Annotated in this window: 20 protein-coding genes; 14 read left to right on the top strand and 6 right to left on the bottom strand. The window is 61.7% G+C overall.

Annotated elements, in window-relative coordinates:
- The first annotated feature begins 32 nt into the window (after positions 1–32).
- Together P0Y58_01950 and P0Y58_01945 are read left to right on the top strand one after the other, a co-directional pair.
- The gene (locus P0Y58_01950; protein WEK30972.1) at positions 33–458 is read left to right on the top strand and encodes an OsmC family protein; all 426 of its coding nucleotides are present in this window, start codon (positions 33–35) and stop codon (positions 456–458) included.
- 73 nt (positions 459–531) lie between these two features.
- Complete coding sequence (locus P0Y58_01945; protein ID WEK30971.1) at positions 532–765, top strand: DUF1161 domain-containing protein; 234 nt, start codon at positions 532–534, stop codon at positions 763–765.
- 33 nt (positions 766–798) lie between these two features.
- Here P0Y58_01945 and P0Y58_01940 read toward each other — a convergent pair whose 3' ends face one another.
- Both P0Y58_01940 and P0Y58_01935 read right to left on the bottom strand, forming a co-directional pair.
- Positions 799–1,212, bottom strand: coding sequence for a hypothetical protein (locus tag P0Y58_01940; GenBank protein WEK30970.1), 414 nt, complete (start codon positions 1,210–1,212; stop codon positions 799–801).
- A gap of 55 nt (positions 1,213–1,267) precedes the next feature.
- Positions 1,268–1,681, bottom strand: coding sequence for a hypothetical protein (locus P0Y58_01935; protein WEK30969.1), 414 nt, complete (start codon positions 1,679–1,681; stop codon positions 1,268–1,270).
- 85 nt (positions 1,682–1,766) lie between these two features.
- On the opposite strand from P0Y58_01935, the gene P0Y58_01930 reads away from it, so the two are divergent.
- A complete protein-coding gene (locus tag P0Y58_01930) occupies positions 1,767–2,840 on the top strand; it encodes an aminopeptidase (GenBank protein WEK33256.1) in 1,074 nt (357 codons plus the stop codon).
- A 132-nt stretch (positions 2,841–2,972) separates the two neighbouring features.
- Here the strand turns inward: P0Y58_01930 and P0Y58_01925 are convergent, their stop codons facing one another.
- Positions 2,973–3,623 (bottom strand): HAD family hydrolase, encoded by a 651-nt coding sequence (locus P0Y58_01925; GenBank protein WEK30968.1) that lies wholly within the window; start codon positions 3,621–3,623, stop codon positions 2,973–2,975.
- A gap of 20 nt (positions 3,624–3,643) precedes the next feature.
- On the bottom strand, positions 3,644–4,192 hold the full coding sequence (locus tag P0Y58_01920; GenBank protein ID WEK30967.1) for a gamma carbonic anhydrase family protein: 549 nt from the start codon (positions 4,190–4,192) through the stop codon (positions 3,644–3,646).
- 102 nt (positions 4,193–4,294) lie between these two features.
- Here P0Y58_01920 and prlC point away from each other — a divergent pair, with 102 nt between their 5' ends.
- The 5 genes from prlC to P0Y58_01895 all read left to right on the top strand — a co-directional run bounded on the left by prlC (position 4,295) and on the right by P0Y58_01895 (position 10,521).
- Positions 4,295–6,346, top strand: coding sequence for an oligopeptidase A (prlC, locus tag P0Y58_01915; GenBank protein WEK30966.1), 2,052 nt, complete (start codon positions 4,295–4,297; stop codon positions 6,344–6,346).
- Positions 6,343–6,624, top strand: a complete 282-nt coding sequence (locus P0Y58_01910) for a YheV family putative zinc ribbon protein (protein WEK30965.1) — start codon at positions 6,343–6,345, stop codon at positions 6,622–6,624. The genes prlC and P0Y58_01910 overlap by 4 nt, the downstream gene beginning before the upstream one ends.
- An 80-nt stretch (positions 6,625–6,704) precedes the next feature.
- Positions 6,705–7,763, top strand: coding sequence for a PA0069 family radical SAM protein (locus P0Y58_01905; GenBank protein ID WEK30964.1), 1,059 nt, complete (start codon positions 6,705–6,707; stop codon positions 7,761–7,763).
- Between the two features lie 314 nt (positions 7,764–8,077).
- Positions 8,078–8,797 carry a carbonic anhydrase gene (locus P0Y58_01900; protein WEK30963.1) on the top strand — a complete coding sequence of 240 codons (720 nt, stop codon included), beginning with the start codon at positions 8,078–8,080 and terminating at the stop codon, positions 8,795–8,797.
- Positions 8,798–8,988: 191 nt separating this feature from the next.
- Entirely contained in the window at positions 8,989–10,521 is a 1,533-nt protein-coding gene (locus P0Y58_01895; GenBank protein WEK30962.1) for a SulP family inorganic anion transporter, read from the top strand.
- A 132-nt stretch (positions 10,522–10,653) separates the two neighbouring features.
- Here the strand turns inward: P0Y58_01895 and P0Y58_01890 are convergent, their stop codons facing one another.
- A complete protein-coding gene (locus tag P0Y58_01890) occupies positions 10,654–11,295 on the bottom strand; it encodes a hypothetical protein (protein ID WEK30961.1) in 642 nt (213 codons plus the stop codon).
- 368 nt (positions 11,296–11,663) lie between these two features.
- Between P0Y58_01890 and coxB the strand changes: the two genes are divergently transcribed.
- From coxB to P0Y58_01870, 4 genes are read left to right on the top strand one after another with little or no spacing between them, the layout of a single operon-like run.
- Positions 11,664–12,791 carry a cytochrome c oxidase subunit II gene (coxB, locus tag P0Y58_01885; protein WEK30960.1) on the top strand — a complete coding sequence of 376 codons (1,128 nt, stop codon included), beginning with the start codon at positions 11,664–11,666 and terminating at the stop codon, positions 12,789–12,791.
- 43 nt (positions 12,792–12,834) lie between these two features.
- Complete coding sequence (gene ctaD / locus P0Y58_01880; GenBank protein ID WEK30959.1) at positions 12,835–14,424, top strand: cytochrome c oxidase subunit I; 1,590 nt, start codon at positions 12,835–12,837, stop codon at positions 14,422–14,424.
- A gap of 10 nt (positions 14,425–14,434) precedes the next feature.
- A complete protein-coding gene (locus P0Y58_01875) occupies positions 14,435–15,001 on the top strand; it encodes a cytochrome c oxidase assembly protein (GenBank protein ID WEK30958.1) in 567 nt (188 codons plus the stop codon).
- A 16-nt stretch (positions 15,002–15,017) separates the two neighbouring features.
- Positions 15,018–15,905 (top strand): cytochrome c oxidase subunit 3, encoded by an 888-nt coding sequence (locus tag P0Y58_01870; GenBank protein WEK30957.1) that lies wholly within the window; start codon positions 15,018–15,020, stop codon positions 15,903–15,905.
- Positions 15,906–16,004: 99 nt separating this feature from the next.
- On the opposite strand, the gene P0Y58_01865 is transcribed toward P0Y58_01870, so the two are convergent.
- Positions 16,005–16,208 (bottom strand): twin transmembrane helix small protein, encoded by a 204-nt coding sequence (locus tag P0Y58_01865; protein WEK30956.1) that lies wholly within the window; start codon positions 16,206–16,208, stop codon positions 16,005–16,007.
- Positions 16,209–16,259: 51 nt separating this feature from the next.
- Between P0Y58_01865 and P0Y58_01860 the strand changes: the two genes are divergently transcribed.
- Positions 16,260–16,997, top strand: a complete 738-nt coding sequence (locus tag P0Y58_01860) for an SURF1 family protein (GenBank protein ID WEK30955.1) — start codon at positions 16,260–16,262, stop codon at positions 16,995–16,997.
- Entirely contained in the window at positions 16,966–17,547 is a 582-nt protein-coding gene (locus P0Y58_01855; protein WEK30954.1) for a hypothetical protein, read from the top strand. The genes P0Y58_01860 and P0Y58_01855 overlap by 32 nt, the downstream gene beginning before the upstream one ends.
- The last annotated feature ends 2 nt before the right edge of the window (positions 17,548–17,549 follow it).

The raw sequence follows: 17,549 nt of genomic DNA, 5'->3' as shown, positions 1-17,549 counted from the left end.
CATAAGCACTAACCGAACGACCAGGAGGCACTATGAAAAAGACAGCATCGGCGATTTGGCAAGGTGGCCTGAAGGACGGCAAGGGCCTGCTTTCTACCGAAAGCGGCGCGCTCAAGCAGAACCCTTATGGCTTCAACACCCGTTTCGAGGGCACGCCCGGGACCAACCCGGAGGAGCTGATTGGCGCGGCGCATGCCGGCTGCTTCTCGATGGCGTTGTCGATGATGCTGGGTGAAGCAGGCCTGACAGCGGACCGGATCGACACCGCCGCCGAGGTGACGCTCGACAAGCTGCCTGATGGTTTTGCTATCACTGCCGTGCACCTGGTGCTCAGGGCGAAGGTGCCCGGGGCGAGCGAAGCGCAGTTCCTGGAAATTGCCAACAAGGCCAAGGAAGGGTGCCCGGTGTCCAAGGTGCTGAACGCGAAAATCAGCCTGGATGCAGCGCTGGTGGGCTGAAGCGGCGCAACGGCAGCGGTTTGCTGTAGTCTAAACAGCGTCGGCAGCACGCTGCCTTTTCAGGAGCCGTTCCATGATTCGCGTAGCAATCGCCGTGTTGGCTTCCCTGGTCGCCACCTCCACGTTGGCGGCGGTCAAGCCGTGCGAAGAGCTGAAAGCCGAGATCGAGGCAAAGATCCAGGCTCAGGGTGTGCCGTCCTACACCCTGGAGATCGTGCCCAACAATGAGGTCAAGGACCAGAACATGGTCGTCGGGACCTGCGATGGCGGCACGAAGAAGATCATTTACCAAAAGAATGATCGGTAGGCACCCGTACAGGGGTCGCTACGCGCCCCCTGTTCACGGAATGCAGAACACGTCGCTAGGCTCGTTCACCAGCACCTTGCGGCTGGCGTCATATAGCAGCACCTGCGGCTCCATCACTGGCGCCCGTGCTTCCAGGCGATAACGTTCGCCAGCTTTGAAGCCGTCAAAGCGCACGGTCAGGTAGCAGGTTCGGTCCCTGGGCTCGGACATGATGCCGCCCGAATAGATTTCATAATCGAAGCGCACCACCAATTCGTGCTTGCCCGGCGTTACCTGGAAGTAACGGCCGTCATCCAGGCGTTTGCCATCGAGGCGGTCGGCCATGATCACCCGGCCGGGAGTCATGGTGTAGAGATCGACCCAGGCCTGCTTGGGGTCGACGGGGGGCAAGGGGCTGGCGCAAGCCCCCAGTGCACTGAGGGCGATCAGCATCATGGGCTGGCGCATGGCAAAACTCCCACTTGCGATTTACAAGGTCTAAGCATAGCGCCGTTTGCGGTGTTCAGGTGCGCTGACAGCCCGCTGGCAGGCCTTGGCCAAGCAGTTTTTGCTGGTGGTCGTACAGTTTGATCCAGGGGCGGAAGCCAATGCTGCCGGCCTGCAGCTGGTAGCGCTGGCCGGCGCTGAAGTCCTTGAAGGTCAGCTTGACCTGGCAATCGCGCCACAACGGCTCGTCGACTGGGCCAATGTTGCTGGGAGTGACCGGGAACTGGTAGCGCACGGTCAGCTCGTGGCTACCGGGCTGTACTTCGAAATAGCGGCTTTCTGCCCAGTCACGCTCATCTACCTGCACGGCGTCCAGCGAGGTGTTGTCGTAGGGGGTGAGGTCGATCCAGGCCTGGTTCGGGTCCGGGTCTGGCAACGTGGAACAGGCGGATATCAGCAACAGTGAACCGGCAACCCACAATGCACGCATGGCGAAACTCCCCCTTGGCGAGATAGTCTTGGAGCGAATTGGCCTTGAGCGAGTCAGACAGTTGCGGATGCTTCGACTTTTTCTTATACAGCGCTCAGGCCCTGGGGCACTCGACCGCGTTTTCATCCGTTTTGTTCCCCTGCTGGCGGCGCTCCTGCTGAACGGTTGCAGCAGCGCGGCCTACTATGGGCAGCTGGCGGAAGGCCAGTTGCAGCTGCTGCGTGCACGCCAGCCTGTAGCGCAGGTGGTGGCCGACCCGGCCACGTCCCCGCAATTACGCGCGCGCCTGGCGCACGCCGAGCAGGCGCGGGTGTTCGCCAGCCAGCAGCTGAAGCTGCCGGATAACCGTAGTTACCGGGTTTATGCCGACATTGGCCGGCCTTATGTGGTGTGGAATGTGTTCGCCACGCCGGAGTTGTCATTGCAGCCGGTGACGCACTGTTTCCCGGTCGCGGGGTGCGTGGCTTATCGCGGCTATTACCAGCAAGGCGCGGCACGCGGGGCGGCGGCGTTGATGCGCCAGAAGGGCCTGGATGTGTATCTGGGGGGCGTGGAGGCTTATTCGACCCTTGGCTGGTTCGACGACCCGATCCTGTCGTCAATGGTCGGTTGGGGCGACGAGCGCCTGGCCACGCTGATTTTCCATGAGCTGGCTCACCAGCGCTTCTATGTTCAGGACGATACCGAGTTCAACGAGTCGTTTGCTTCGTTCGTCGAGCAGGAAGGCACCCGGCAATGGCGCGTGGCGCGGGGGCTGAATGCCGTTGGCGAGGATCAGGGGCAGCAGCGTGATCAGTTCATCCGGCTGGTGCTGGCCAGCCGTGAGCGATTGCAGGCGATTTATGCCGGGCCGCTGGATGATGCGCACAAACGGCTGGCCAAGCGGGCGGAGTTCGAGCGGCTGAGGCGGGAGTACCGGCAGGTTCGCGACGACCAGTGGGGCGGTGACAAGCGCTATGACGCCTGGGTGTATGGGCCTTTGAACAACGCCAAGTTATTGCCGTTTGGGCTGTATGACCAGTGGGTACCGGCGTTTGCGGCGGTGTTTCGGGAGGTTGACGGGGATTGGGAGCGGTTTTATCAGCGGGTTGAGCAATTGGGAAGGTTGCCGATTGCTGACAGGAAGGCGGCGTTGCAGAAGTTGATGGTCAACTCGTGAGATTTTGGGGCCGCTTTGCGGCCCATCGTCGGCAAGCCAACTCCCACAGGGGCTGCACAAGGTTTGAAATTGTTGCAGGACCTGTGGGAGCTGGCTTGCCGGCGATGGGCTGCAAAGCAGCCCCCATGGCCATCAAGCCTTGAGAAATGCCTGATGCATCTCGGCCAGGGTCGCAAAGTGGAAAGCCGGTTGTTCGGCCATCAACTCTTCCTGGCTACCAAACCCATACCCCACCGCCACGGCCTGCAAGCCATTGCTGCGGGCACCGATCAGGTCGTGCTTGCGATCACCGATCATCAATGTCTGCGCCGGGTCCAGCCCTTCTTCATCCAGCAAATGGCGAATCAGCTCGACCTTGTTGGTACGCGTGCCGTCCAGTTCGCTGCCATAGATCACCTTGAAGTGCTGGTCGAAGGCAAAGTGCCGGGCGATTTCGCGGGCGAACTCCCAGGGCTTGGAGGTAGCGATGTACAGCGTGCGGCCCTGCCCGTTCAGGGCTTCGAGCAACTCCGGCACGCCCTGGAACACCAGGTTTTCGTACAGCCCGGTGACGCGGAAGCGCTCCCGGTAGAAGTTGACCGCCTCCCAGGCCTTGGCTTCGTCGAAGCTGTAGAACTGCATGAAGGCTTGCAGCAGGGGTGGGCCGATGAAATGCTCGAGGCGGGCCAGGTCTGGCTCGTCGATGCCCAGCTTGGCCAATGCATACTGGATCGAGCGGGTGATACCCAGGCGCGGGTCTGTCAGGGTACCGTCGAGGTCGAAGAGAATGTTTTGCTGATGCATGTTCGTCTCGTTAATCGGGTTTATTCCGGTTGGTCGTAGCCTTCGGCCAGGTGCTGGTCCTTGAGCTTCACGTAGTTGCCGGCGCTGTAGGAGAAGAACGCGCGCTCTTTGTCGTTCAGCAGCCGGGCCTGTTTCACCGGGCTGCCCATGTACAGGTAACCACTGACCAGGCGCTTGCCCGGTGGTACCAGGCTGCCGGCACCGATGATCACTTCGTCCTCGACGATGGCGCCATCCATGATTGTGCTGCCCATGCCGACCAGAATGCGGTTACCCAGCGTGCAGCCATGCAGCATCACTTTGTGGCCGATGGTCACCTCGTCGCCGATGATCAGCGGGAAGCCGTCCGGGTTGAACGGGCCGGCGTGGGTGATGTGCAGCACGCTGGCGTCCTGCACGCTGGTGCGCTCACCGATGCGGATGCGGTGCATGTCACCGCGCACCACGGTCATGGGCCAGATCGAGCTGTCTTCACCGATCTCCACGTCGCCCAGCACCACCGCCGAACGGTCGACGAAGGCACGCAGTCCAACTTTCGGAGTGTGTTGCTGGAAGCTTCGGATGGCCATGATAGCGTCTCTCATCTGTGCCGATAGGCAGGCTGCCTGCTGCGGTCGGCGTCGATTGTAATTAAGATGGGGCAGTGTTTCTTCTGCCAAGGTATCCAAACCGTGACTGCGAACAACCCGCTTCTGCAATCCCACGATCTGCCGCCCTTCTCGCAAATCCGTGCCGAACACGTGTTGCCGGCGATCGAAGCTATCCTGGCCGACAACCGTAAAGCCATTGCCGAGATCCTCGAAAAGCACGGCAAGGCCCCTACCTGGGCTGGCCTGGTGCTGGCGATGGACGAACTGAACGACCGCCTGGGCGCTGCCTGGAGCCCGGTCAGCCACCTCAATGCGGTGTGCAACAGCGCCGAGCTGCGTGAGGCCTACGAGTCGTGCCTGCCGGCGCTGAGCGCCTACTCTACCGAACTGGGCCAGAACCGTGCGCTGTTCGACGCCTACCAGGCGTTGATCAACAGCCCTGAAGCCGCCGGTTTCGATGTGGCACAAAAGACGATTCTCGAGCACGCCCTGCGTGACTTCCGTCTGTCGGGTATCGACCTGTCGGCGGACAAGCAGCAGCGCTACGCCGAAGTGCAAAGCAAGCTCAGCGAGCTGGGCAGCCGCTTCTCCAACCAATTGCTCGACGCCACCCAGGCCTGGACCAAGCACGTTACCGATGAAGCTGCACTGGCCGGCCTGACCGACTCGGCCAAGGCGCAGATGGCGGCCGCTGCCCAGGCCAAGGGCCTCGACGGTTGGCTGATTACACTGGAATTCCCCAGCTACTACGCGGTGATGACCTACGCCAGCGACCGCGCCCTGCGTGAAGAGCTGTATGCCGCCTACTGCACCCGCGCTTCGGACCAGGGCCCCAACGCCGGCCAGAACGACAATGGCCCGGTGATGCAGGAAATCCTTGGCCTGCGCCAGGAGCTGGCCGAACTGCTGGGCTACAAGAACTACGCCGAGCTGAGCCTGGCCACCAAGATGGCCGAGTCCAGCGACCAGGTGCTGAGCTTCCTGCGTGACCTGGCCAAGCGTTCCAAGCCGTTTGCCGCCCAGGATCTGGAGCAGTTGAAGGCCTACGCTGCTGAGCAAGGCTGCCCTGAACTGGCCAGCTGGGACGCCGGCTACTTTGGCGAGAAGCTGCGCGAGCAGCGCTACAGCGTGTCGCAGGAAGCCCTGCGCGCCTACTTCCCGATCGACAAGGTGCTGGGTGGCTTGTTCAGCATCGTGCAGCGCCTTTACGGCATCGAAATCGCCGAGCTCAAGGGTTTCGACAGCTGGCATCCGGATGTACGCCTGTTCGAGATCAAGGAAAACGGCCAGCACGTCGGCCGCTTCTTCTTCGACCTGTACGCCCGCGCAAACAAGCGTGGCGGTGCCTGGATGGACGGCGCCCGAGACCGCCGCCGCACGGCCGGTGGCCAGCTGCAGAGCCCGGTGGCCAACCTGGTGTGCAACTTCACCCCGGCTGCGCCCGGCAAGCCTGCGCTGCTGACGCACGACGAAGTCACCACCCTGTTCCACGAATTCGGCCACGGCCTGCACCATATGCTGACCCGCATCGAGCATGCCGGTGTATCCGGTATCAACGGCGTGGCGTGGGACGCGGTCGAACTGCCAAGCCAGTTCATGGAAAACTGGTGCTGGGAGCCGGAAGGCCTGGCATTGATCTCCGGCCATTACGAAACCGGCGCCGCCCTGCCCCAGGATTTGCTGGACAAGATGTTGGCGGCGAAAAACTTCCAGTCGGGCATGATGATGGTGCGCCAGCTGGAATTCTCGCTGTTCGACTTCGAACTGCATGCCACCCATGGTGACGGCCGCAGTGTGTTGCAGGTGCTAGAAGGCGTTCGCGACGAGGTATCGGTCATGCGCCCACCGGCCTACAACCGCTTCCCTAACAGCTTTGCGCACATCTTCGCTGGCGGTTATGCGGCGGGTTACTACAGCTACAAGTGGGCCGAGGTGCTGTCGGCAGACGCCTTCTCGCGTTTTGAGGAAGAAGGCGTGCTGAATGCCGAAACCGGCCGCGCGTTCCGTGAGGCGATCCTGGCCCGCGGTGGTTCGCGTGAACCCATGGAGCTGTTTGTCGACTTCCGTGGGCGTGAGCCTTCCATCGATGCGTTGCTGCGCCACAGTGGCCTCACCGAGAGCGCTGCGGCATGAGCGAGGTTGCTGTGAACAAGACCAAGAAGCGCTTCATTGCCGGGGCGGTATGCCCGGCATGCAGCGAGCCTGACAAGCTGATGATGTGGAGCGAAGACGACACCCCGCACCGTGAGTGTGTGGCCTGTGGCTTCACCGACACCCTCAACGAGCAGGGCCTGTCGGTGCCCAAGGAGCTTGGCACCCGGGTCAACCACCTGGCACCCAAGGCCGCACCTGCCAAGGTACAGACGGTGCAGTTCTTCCCTAATCCGAAGCTGAAGAAGCCGGCAGAGTAAGGGCAGGCTGCCGGACCAGAGGCGCTGGTGGATTCAAGGTTGTTGCGATACTGTATGTAAATACAGTATCCGGAGCAGCCATGAATCCCCCAGCACCGCTAAAGGGCCGTGGCACGGCACACAACCCTCACAATCGTTTTGCCCCGAACCATTCTGTGATGGAGGACGACGGCTGGTATCAGGAAGTGCCGCAGACCCAGGGCACAGAAGTGCGCAGCGAGACGGCGAAGTCGGTCATCAGCCGCAACACCTCGCCTGATTTACCTTTTGATCGCTCTATAAACCCCTATCGCGGCTGCGAACATGGCTGCATTTACTGCTATGCCCGCCCCTCCCATGCCTATTGGGACCTCTCCCCCGGCCTGGACTTCGAAACCAAGCTGATCGCCAAGACCAATGCCGCCGAAGTGCTCGCCCAACAGCTGAGCAAGCCGGGTTACGTGTGCGCGCCGATCAACCTGGGCTCCAATACCGACCCCTACCAGCCGATCGAGCGCGAGCAGATGCTGACCCGGCGTTTGCTGGAAGTGTTGCTGCGTTTTCGGCACCCGGTGACCATCGTGACCAAGGGCTCGCTGGTGTTGCGCGATCTCGATTTGCTGGCCGAGATGGCCAAGCAGCGCTTGGCGCGGGTGATGATCAGCCTGACCACGCTGGACGATGACCTCAAGCGGGTACTCGAACCCCGCGCTGCGTCACCCGGTGCGCGGTTGCGGGCCATCCGCGTATTGCGCGAAGCGGGCGTGCCGGTGGGGGTGCTGTGTTCGCCGATGATTCCAATGATCAACGACAGTGAGCTGGAGCGTTTGCTGGAGGCGGCCAAGGAGGCAGGCGCACAAAGCGCGGCCTACATGATGTTGCGCCTGCCGCTGGAGGTGGCACCGCTGTTCGAACAGTGGCTGAACGACCACTACCCGCAGCGGGCGGCGCATGTATTGAGCCTGATCCGCCAGAGCCGCGGCGGCGAACTCTATGACAGCCGGTTTGGTGCGCGCATGCGCGGTGAAGGGGTGTTTGCCGATTTGCTGGCGCAGCGCTTTGCCAAAACCATGAAGCGCCTGGATTTTGAAGGCCGCGAGGCGCAGGGGCTGGATTGTTCTGCGTTCTGCCCGCCGGGTGGGCAGATGGCGTTGTTTTAAATCCAATGCTTACGCGACCCCTTTAGGAGCGGCCTATTGCCAGCCCGGAACGTGACTAATCCGAGTTAATAGTTACGCTAATACATATTGGCAGTTGATGTTTTTTTGCTATTATCCATTTCCCGCCTTTTATATCTGGAACACCCGTTCTAGAGCCTTCGAATTAAGTTTCAGTTAAGTTTTCCCCGCTAGCGTAGGAAATCAGTCCACACCGACTGTGATCTATGGCCCGTGCGTGTCATCTAAATCCCTGCATAGCCAGAATCTTTCACCGGTAAAATGGATTTACCTACACACCGTCAAGAGGATGAATCATGCCCGTCAAGGACCCATCCAAGGTCGTTCCGCCGGTCCCCGCGGAAAGCGCCGATGCCGCACTGAAGCATATTGTCGATGGCTTCCTGCGCTTTCACCATGACGTCTTCCCCGATCAGCAAGAGCTGTTCAAGAAGCTCGCCACTGCGCAAACACCGCGCGCCATGTTCATCACCTGCGCCGACTCGCGTATCGTCCCCGAGCTGATCACCCAGAGCTCGCCAGGCGACCTGTTCGTGACCCGTAACGTGGGTAACGTGGTACCGCCATACGGCCAGATGAATGGCGGCGTTTCCAGCGCCATCGAGTACGCCGTACTGGCACTGAAAGTGCACCACATCATCATCTGCGGCCACTCCGACTGCGGCGCGATGCGCGCGGTACTCAACCCGCACTCGCTGGACAAGATGCCCACGGTCGGTGCCTGGTTGCGCCACGCCGAAGTGGCTCGCACCGTGGTCGAGAACAACTGCTCGTGCGGCAGTGAACACGAAACGATGCAGGTGCTGACCAAGGAAAACGTCATCGCCCAGCTGCACCACCTGCGCACCCACCCTTCGGTGGCCTCGCGCCTGGCTGCGGGCCAGCTGTACATCCATGGCTGGGTCTACGACATCGAGACCAGCAGGATCGAAGCCTACGACGCCGCCAGCGACAGCTTCCTGCCCCTGGCTGCTGGCGAGCCGGTCCCCTGCGCGACTCCGAGAGGCCGCTACTAAGCGACCCATCCAACGCTAGAACCTTGATAGCCGGCTGCACCCTGTAGGGGTGTGGCGCGGCCTTCTGCTGCCTTGAATTCCCTGACTGCCTTGCCGGCACTCCTGCTGGCGGCCCGCGCCTGCGCGCTTGTCAGGGGCAAACGTGCCCACGGCCAGGGACATGGCCGTGCGACAAAGAAAGGAGAAATACGGTGAACATTACACAGTTGAAAGCGGCCCTGCCGCGTGAGTTGCTGGCGTCGGTGGTGGTCTTTCTGGTGGCGCTGCCATTGTGCATGGGTATCGCGATTGCCTCGGGTATGCCGCCGGCAAAAGGCCTGATTACCGGCATTATCGGCGGCATTGTGGTGGGTTTCCTCGCCGGTTCGCCGTTGCAGGTCAGTGGCCCGGCCGCTGGCCTGGCAGTTCTGGTGTTCGAGCTGGTGCGCCAGCATGGCATGGCCATGCTCGGGCCGATCCTGTTGCTGGCCGGGCTGCTGCAGCTGCTGGCAGGGCGCCTGCGCCTGGGTTGCTGGTTCCGCGTCACTGCGCCAGCTGTGGTTTACGGCATGCTGGCGGGGATTGGTGTGCTGATCGTGTTGTCGCAGGTGCATGTGATGTTCGATACGGCGCCGCAGCCTTCCGGTTTGCAGAACCTGCTGGAGTTCCCGTCCACGGTTGCCGCAGCCCTGCCACAGGAAAGCACAGGCTCCGGCTGGATGGCCGGTGCGCTGGGCCTTGGCACCATTGCCATCATGTGGGGTTGGGAGCGCTTGCGGCCGCAGCGGCTGCGCTTCGTCCCTGGCGCCCTGCTGGGTGTTGCAGCCATGACGGTCACCAGTATGTGGCTGGCCTTGCCGGTAAACCGCGTGCAGGTGCCGGCAGACCTGTCCGAGGCCATCGACTGGATCCGCCCGGATGACCTGATGCAACTGGCCGACCCTACCTTGCTGGTCGCCGCCTTTGCCCTGGCCTTCATTGCCAGCGCCGAAACTTTGCTGTCGGCCGCGGCCGTAGACCGCATGCACAGTGGCCAGCGTTCGGACTTCGACCGTGAACTGTCCGCGCAAGGTATTGGCAACATGCTCTGTGGGGTACTGGGTGCGCTGCCGATGACGGGCGTGATCGTGCGCAGTTCGGCCAACGTACAGGCTGGGGCGCAGACGCGGGCATCGGCAATCTTCCACGGCCTGTGGCTGTTGGCTTTCGTGGTGGTGCTGAGCAGCGTGCTGCAGCAGATTCCGGTGGCGAGCCTGGCGGGTGTGCTGGTGTTTACCGGGATCAAGCTGGTTGACTTCAAAGCGTTCCGTGGCCTGGGCCGTTATGGCCGCATGCCGATGTTCACTTATGCGGCGACGGCGTTGGCGATCATCTTCACCGACCTGCTGACCGGCGTGCTGCTGGGCTTTGCGCTGACCTTGCTGAAGCTGGCGTTCAAGGCGGCGCGGCTGAAGATCAACCTGGTGAACCTGGAAAAGCTTGGGCACATGGAGCTGCGGCTCAGCGGTGCGGCGACGTTCCTCAAGGTACCGGCGCTGACCCAGGTGCTTGATGGCGTGCCAGCAGGGACCACGTTGCATGTGCCGCTGGGTAACTTGAGCTATATCGACCACTCGTGCCTTGAGTTGCTGGAGGATTGGCACCGAAGTAATGCTGCAAACGGGTCGCGGTTGTTGATCGAGCAGCGGCGGTTGAAGCGGCGGATCGAGGGGCGGTTGCGGACTACGGCGGGGGTTGGGGCCTGAAGCTGAAGTTTTGTATTGCCTGAACTGGCCTCTTCGCGGGCACGCCCGCTCCCACAGGGACCGCACATAATTCAGATGCTGTGCGGTCCTTGTGGGAGCGGGCGTGCCCGCGAAGAGGCCGGTGCAGGAATATCAGGCCGGTTGACCCAGCTCGACACCCAGCTGGCGCGACAGGCAAGGCCAGCGTTTCCATGCCTCACCAGTTGCCGGGCTACTCAGCTTCTCGCGGTAGGCTTCCACCGATTCCACCGCAAAGCTTGCGTCATTGAGCATCTCATCCACCGAGTGGTGCACCACTTCATCCAGCTGGTTGGCAAATTCTTCGCCAATCAACTGGTGGGCAATCAGGTTGGCGACGGTGGTGTCGACAGGGATCAGCGGCTGCTGGAAGTGGCGGATATACAGGTCATTCACCTCCTCCACCAGGCGATGCGCCAGGTATGCCTCATCCAGCAGGCAGTCCAGGCCAACATGCCCGTCCATCACCTCGGGCGGCTGCAGAAAGTAGGCCTCGGCAATTTTCAGTACAGGTTTGATCTGCGACTCGATCCCGGCCTCGATGGCGACCTCGTGCGCGGCCTCCAGCAGTTCCGGAACCTGGTCGATGTAGGCGCTGACGAAGCGCGCCAAAGTACCCTGGGCGTCCTGCTCAGGCAGTTGGATCGAGGGGTGCAGATGGGGCAGTTGCAGCTCGAGACGCGCTTTCAATTGGCCGGTCTGGCCTTCGTGTTGATGGGCTTGGCTTACCTGCTCGCGTACAGCAGCGATGTTCATGACAACTCCAGGGACATTACGTTTCAAACGGAAGACACTAAGGTAGCTCGGTATACAGCATACCTAAGACGCATTTGTTATAAGTCGCGCAAACGTGTGCATGTTGCGGCATATCGGACTGCCATTATTGCGCCACACCCTATCAAGCGCACGGTTTTCAACGCATCTGGCCATTTAGTGAAGTTCATTTCACAGGCTTCATTGCGTGCCTTTGGTCGCTGTCTATACTCGGGTTGAACGTGATTCGTTGATGAGGCCCGACTGCTTTTGCAGGGGCTCGGTCGTCGAAGCCAGGCAGTCTTGACCGCCGTTCCCTCTTGCCGCAGGCCACGCCTCCGGGACAACAAGAATTAGAAGGGGAACCCGCAATGATGCGACATCCACATGTCTGGATGGGCCTCCTGTTGTGGTCGGTTTTTGGTCAGGCCAACGCCGCCTGGACCGTGAACATGCACCCGGGGGCGACGGAAGTCTCCAACGCCGTCTTCGACCTGCACATGACCATCTTCTGGATCTGCGTGATCATCGGCATCGTGGTGTTTGGCGCGATGTTCTGGTCAATGGTCGTCCATCGCCGCTCCACAGGCCAGCAGGCCGCGCATTTCCACGAGCATACCTGGGTGGAAATCATGTGGACCGTGGTGCCCTTCCTGATCCTGGTGGTCATGGCCATCCCGGCCACCAAGACCCTGATCGACATCTACGACGCCAGTGAGTCGGACATCGACATCCAGGTCACCGGCTACCAGTGGAAGTGGCATTACAAATACCTGGGCCAGGACGTGGAGTTCTTCAGCAACCTGGCCACCCCCGCCGACCAGATTCACAACAAGGCCCCCAAGGACGAGCACTACCTGCTCGAAGTCGACCAGCCGCTGGTGCTGCCTGTGGGTGCCAAAGTGCGCTTCCTGGTGACTGCCGCCGATGTGATCCACTCCTGGTGGGTACCGGCCTTCGCGGTCAAGCGTGATGCCATCCCGGGCTTCGTCAACGAAGCCTGGACCCGTGTCGAAAAGCCCGGCATCTACCGCGGCCAGTGCACCGAGCTGTGCGGCAAGGACCACGGCTTCATGCCGGTGGTGGTCGAGGTCAAATCCAAGGCTGACTACGACACCTGGCTCGGCGAGCGCAAGGCTGAGGCCGCCAAGCTCAAAGAGCTGACCAGCAAGGAATGGACCCTGGAAGAGCTGGTGGAACGTGGCGACAAGATTTACCACACCACCTGCGTGGCCTGTCACCAGGCCGAAGGCCAGGGCCTGCCGCCGATGTTCCCGGCGCTCAAGGGCTCGAAGATCGCCACCGGTCCAAAAGAGGGCCACCTGAGCATCGTCTACCACGGCAAGCCCGGCACCGCCATGGCCGCCTTTGGCAAGCAGCTTTCGGAAGTCGACATCGCTGCTGTGGTCACCTACGAGCGCAATGCCTGGGGCAACAACAAGGGCGACATGGTCACGCCGAAGGACGTGCTGGCGCTGAAGCAGGCAGAAGCCAAGTGAACCGGGTTACTCGCGGCAATCAATGGATTGCAGGAGACAGGACATGAGTGCAGTGATCGACGACCACGCCCACGGCCATGACCATGCGCACGGCCCGGCCAAGGGCCTGATGCGCTGGGTGCTGACCACCAACCACAAAGACATCGGCACCATGTACCTGTGGTTTGCCTTCATGATGTTCTTGCTTGGTGGTTCGTTCGCCATGGTGATTCGTGCCGAACTGTTCCAGCCTGGGCTACAGATCGTGGAGCCGGCGTTCTTCAACCAGATGACCACCATGCACGGCCTGATCATGGTGTTTGGCGCGGTGATGCCGGCGTTCGTCGGCCTGGCCAACTGGATGATCCCGCTGATGATCGGCGCGCCCGACATGGCCCTGCCGCGCATGAACAACTTCAGCTTCTGGTTGCTGCCGGCGGCGTTCCTGCTGCTGGTCTCGACTTTGTTCAGCCCTGGCGGGGGGCCAAACTTCGGCTGGACCTTCTATGCACCGCTGTCCACTACGTATGCGCCAGCCAGCGTCACCTTCTTCATCTTTGCCATCCACCTGATGGGCATCAGCTCGATCATGGGCGCGATCAACGTGATCGCCACCATTCTCAACCTGCGTGCCCCGGGCATGACGCTGATGAAAATGCCGCTGTTCGTCTGGACCTGGCTGATAACCGCGTTTCTGCTGATTGCGGTGATGCCGGTGCTGGCGGGCGTGGTGACCATGATGCTGATGGACATCCATTTCGGCACCAGCTTCTTCAGTGCTGCCGGCGGCGGTGACCCGGTGCTGTTCCAGCATGTGTTCTGGTTCTTCGGCCACCCCGAGGTGTACATCATGATCCTGCCGGCCTTTGGTGCCGTCAGCTCGATCATCCCGGCGTTCTCGCGCAAGCCGCTGTTTGGCTATACCTCGATGGTGTACGCCACCGGCGCGATTGCCTTCCTTTCGTTCATCGTCTGGGCCCACCACATGTTCGTGGTCGGCATCCCGGTAGTCGGTGAGCTGTTCTTCATGTACGCCACCATGCTGATTGCCGTGCCCACCGGGGTGAAGGTGTTCAACTGGGTCAGCACCATGTGGGAAGGGTCGCTTACCTTCGAAACGCCGATGCTGTTCGCCATCGCCTTTGTCATCCTGTTCACCATCGGCGGTTTCTCCGGGTTGATGCTGGCCATCGCCCCGGCGGACTTCCAGTACCACGATACCTACTTCGTGGTGGCGCACTTTCACTATGTGCTGGTGCCTGGGGCGATCTTCGGCATCTTTGCCTCGGCCTACTATTGGCTGCCGAAATGGACCGGCCACATGTACGACGAAACCCTCGGCAAGCTGCACTTCTGGCTGTCGTTCATCGGCATGAACATGGCCTTCTTTCCCATGCATTTCGTAGGGCTGGCCGGCATGCCGCGGCGTATTCCCGACTACAACCTGCAGTTCGCCGACTTCAACATGGTGTCGTCGATCGGTGCCTTCATGTTCGGCGCCACGCAAATCTTCTTCCTGTTCATTGTCATCAAGTGCATCCGCGGCGGCGCGCCGGCACCGGCCAAACCCTGGGATGGCGCCGAGGGCCTGGAGTGGTCGATCCCCTCGCCTGCGCCCTACCACACCTTCCAGACACCGCCGGAAGTGAAATAGGAAGCCCACCATGAACGGCCTGTCGCTGAAACGCCTGGTAACGCGCCTGCTGATGCTGACGGTGGTGATGTTCGCCTTCGGCTTCGCCCTGGTGCCGATCTACGACGTGATGTGCAAGGCGTTCGGTATCAACGGCAAGACCGGCGGGCAGTACGAAGGCAGCCAGGTCAGCGACCCGTCGCGTTCGGTACGGGTGCAGTTCATGTCGACCAATGCCAGCGACATGGTCTGGGACTTCTACTCCACGGCCGACCAGTTGGAGGTCAACCCGGGGGCGGTTAACCAGATGATCTTCATTGCCCATAACCCGACCGACAGGCCGATGAGTGCGCAGGCGATACCCAGCATCACCCCGGCCGAGGCCGCGGCATACTTCCACAAGACCGAGTGCTTCTGCTTTACCCAGCAGGTGCTGCAGCCCGGCGAACGCATCGAAATGCCGGTGCGCTTCATTGTCGACCGCGACCTGCCGGCCAGCGTGAAGCACCTGACACTGGCCTACACCTTGTTCGACATCACCGCTCGCCACCCGCCGGTCGCGCATGTTGCGGCCCAGGACGTCCAGCGCGCCCGTTAAGGGAAGGAGAACAGCAATGGCAAGTCATGAGCATTACTACGTACCGGCGCAGAGCAAGTGGCCGATCATCGCCACGATCGGCATGTTCATCACGGTGTTCGGCCTGGGCACCTGGTTCAACGACATGAAGGCCGGCCACCCGGACTCGCACGGGCCGCTGATTTTCTTTGTGGGTGCACTGTTCCTGGCCTACATGTTGTTCGGCTGGTTCGGTGCGGTGGTCAGGGAGAGCCGTGGCGGGTTGTACAGCCCGCAGCTGGACCGCTCGTTCCGCTGGGGCATGAGCTGGTTCATCTTCTCTGAGGTGATGTTCTTCATGGCCTTCTTTGGCGCGCTGTTCTACGTGCGCGTGCTGGCCGGGCCCTGGCTGGGCGGTGAAGGGGCCAAGGGTGTTGCGCACATGCTCTGGCCGACGTTCGAATTTACCTGGCCGCTGCTGCACACGCCCGACCCGAAACTGTTCCCGCCGCCCAAGGAAGTGATCGACCCGTGGCACCTGCCGCTGATCAACACCATTTTGCTGGTGAGCTCCAGTGTGACCATCACCATCGCCCACCACGCCTTGCGTCGTGATCACCGCGGACCGCTTAAATTCTGGATGGCGCTGACTATCCTGCTGGGCCTGTGTTTCATTGCGCTACAGGCCTTCGAGTACCACGAGGCCTATACCAAGCTGGGGCTGACGCTGGGCTCCGGGATCTACGGGGCGACGTTCTTCATGCTCACCGGCTTCCACGGTGCCCACGTGACCTTGGGCACGATAATCCTGATCGTAATGTTCGTGCGCATTTTGCGAGGGCACTTCAACCCGGAGAAACACTTCGGCTTCGAGGCAGCCAGCTGGTACTGGCACTTCGTCGACGTGGTGTGGGTGGGGTTGTTCATCTTTGTCTATGTGTTGTGAATAGAGAACCCTGTGGGAGCGGGCGCGCCCGCGAATGCGTCGGTACATTCAACATCGCATTCGCGGGCATGCCCGCTCCCACAGGGTCAGGTGAAAATTTCAGAAAGGGGCGTGGGAAACGAGCTGACCGCTGATGAAGCCCCAAGCGACCAGGCCGACGGTCAGCGCCGCCAGGGTAACCCGCACGGTCAGTGCCTTGAGCAAGCGGGTCGAGTTTTCATCGTCTTTGACCAGAAACACCAGGCCACTGAACAGGCTGGCAATCGTGGCCAACAGCATCAGGACAATCGCGGCCTTGAGCATGGCGCTACTCCGGGGGGATGCGGTGATGTGGATAAGTATAGCGAGGCGCCCGTGAGGCCGTTTCGCCCAGGCTGGGTACCAACGCTGGTAGTGCTTGCGCTGCTGCCGGGGCTGATTGCGCTCGGCTGTTGGCAACTCGGCCGTGCCGAGGAAAAGCGCGTGCTGCTGGCCACTTATGCCGAACGGCGGATCGAAGCACCGATCGCCACGGCCCAGCTCGTATCAACTGATGACAACGCATTCCGCCGCGTGCACCTGTATGGCCGCTTCGACGCCGAGCACAGCGTGCTGCTGGACAACCGCATGCGTGATGGCCAAGCGGGTGTCGAACTGCTGCAGCCCTTCCATGACCAGGCCAGTGGCCAGTGGCTGCTGATCAACCGCGGCTGGCTGCCGTGGCCAGACCGCCGCGTGCCGGTGCATTTCGATACCCCTTCACAGGCATTGGCACTGGGCGCTTCGGTGTACGTATCGCCCGGCAGCACGTTCCAGCTGCATCCCGACCCTGAAGGCGGCCAATGGCCGCATCTGCTGACCGCCATCGACGCCGCGCAGCTATGGTCGCAGCTCGGTCGCGAAGGTTTCGCCCACGAACTGCGCCTGGAGCCCGGCCCGGCAGCCTATCGCCTCGACTGGCCGGTGGTTGCCATGGGCCCGGAAAAACACGTGGGTTACGCCGTGCAGTGGTTTGCCCTGGCGATCGCCCTGGTTCTGCTCTACCTCTACTTCGGCTGGCACCACAACAAGGAGAAACGCCATGGCCACCGCCACTCCGCTGGACCTGCCTGAACGTGGCAAACCCAGAGCCCGCGGGCGTTTGCAGCTGTTGCTGATCCTGCTGGTGGTGCTTGGGCCGATGATCCTGGCCACCAGCATGTACAAGCTCAACTTCTGGGTACCGGAAGGCCGCAGCTACCATGGCGCCATGATCGGCAACGGCGAAAGCCGGACCGATATTGGCGTGGCCGGCCAGGACGAGCGCTGGCAATTGCTGGTCAGCGCGCCTGAAGCCTGCGCCGAGGACTGCCAGCGCCTGGTGTATCTGGCCCGGCAGATCCAGGTCGGCCTGGGCCGCGATGCCAGCCGTGCCAGCCATGCGCTGGCCACCGCCCAACCGTTGAGCGCCGACTACCAGGCGCTGCTAGGCCGCGAGTACCCGCAGCTGCAACGCTACCCGCTGGATGCCCCGCGCTACCTGCAAAAGGTAGGCGAACATGGCCCGCAGCTGTGGATCGTCGACCCGCACGGCAACCTGGTGCTGCGTTACGACGGCAAGGCCAACGGCAAGCATGTGCTGGATGACCTGCGCCACCTGCTCAAGCTGTCCAACATCGGCTAGGA

The organism is Candidatus Pseudomonas phytovorans (assembly GCA_029202525.1).
GTDB classification, from domain to species: domain Bacteria; phylum Pseudomonadota; class Gammaproteobacteria; order Pseudomonadales; family Pseudomonadaceae; genus Aquipseudomonas; species Aquipseudomonas phytovorans.
The sequence above is the reverse complement of the archived record's forward strand: the minus strand, read 5'-3'. Positions and strand labels throughout refer to the sequence as shown.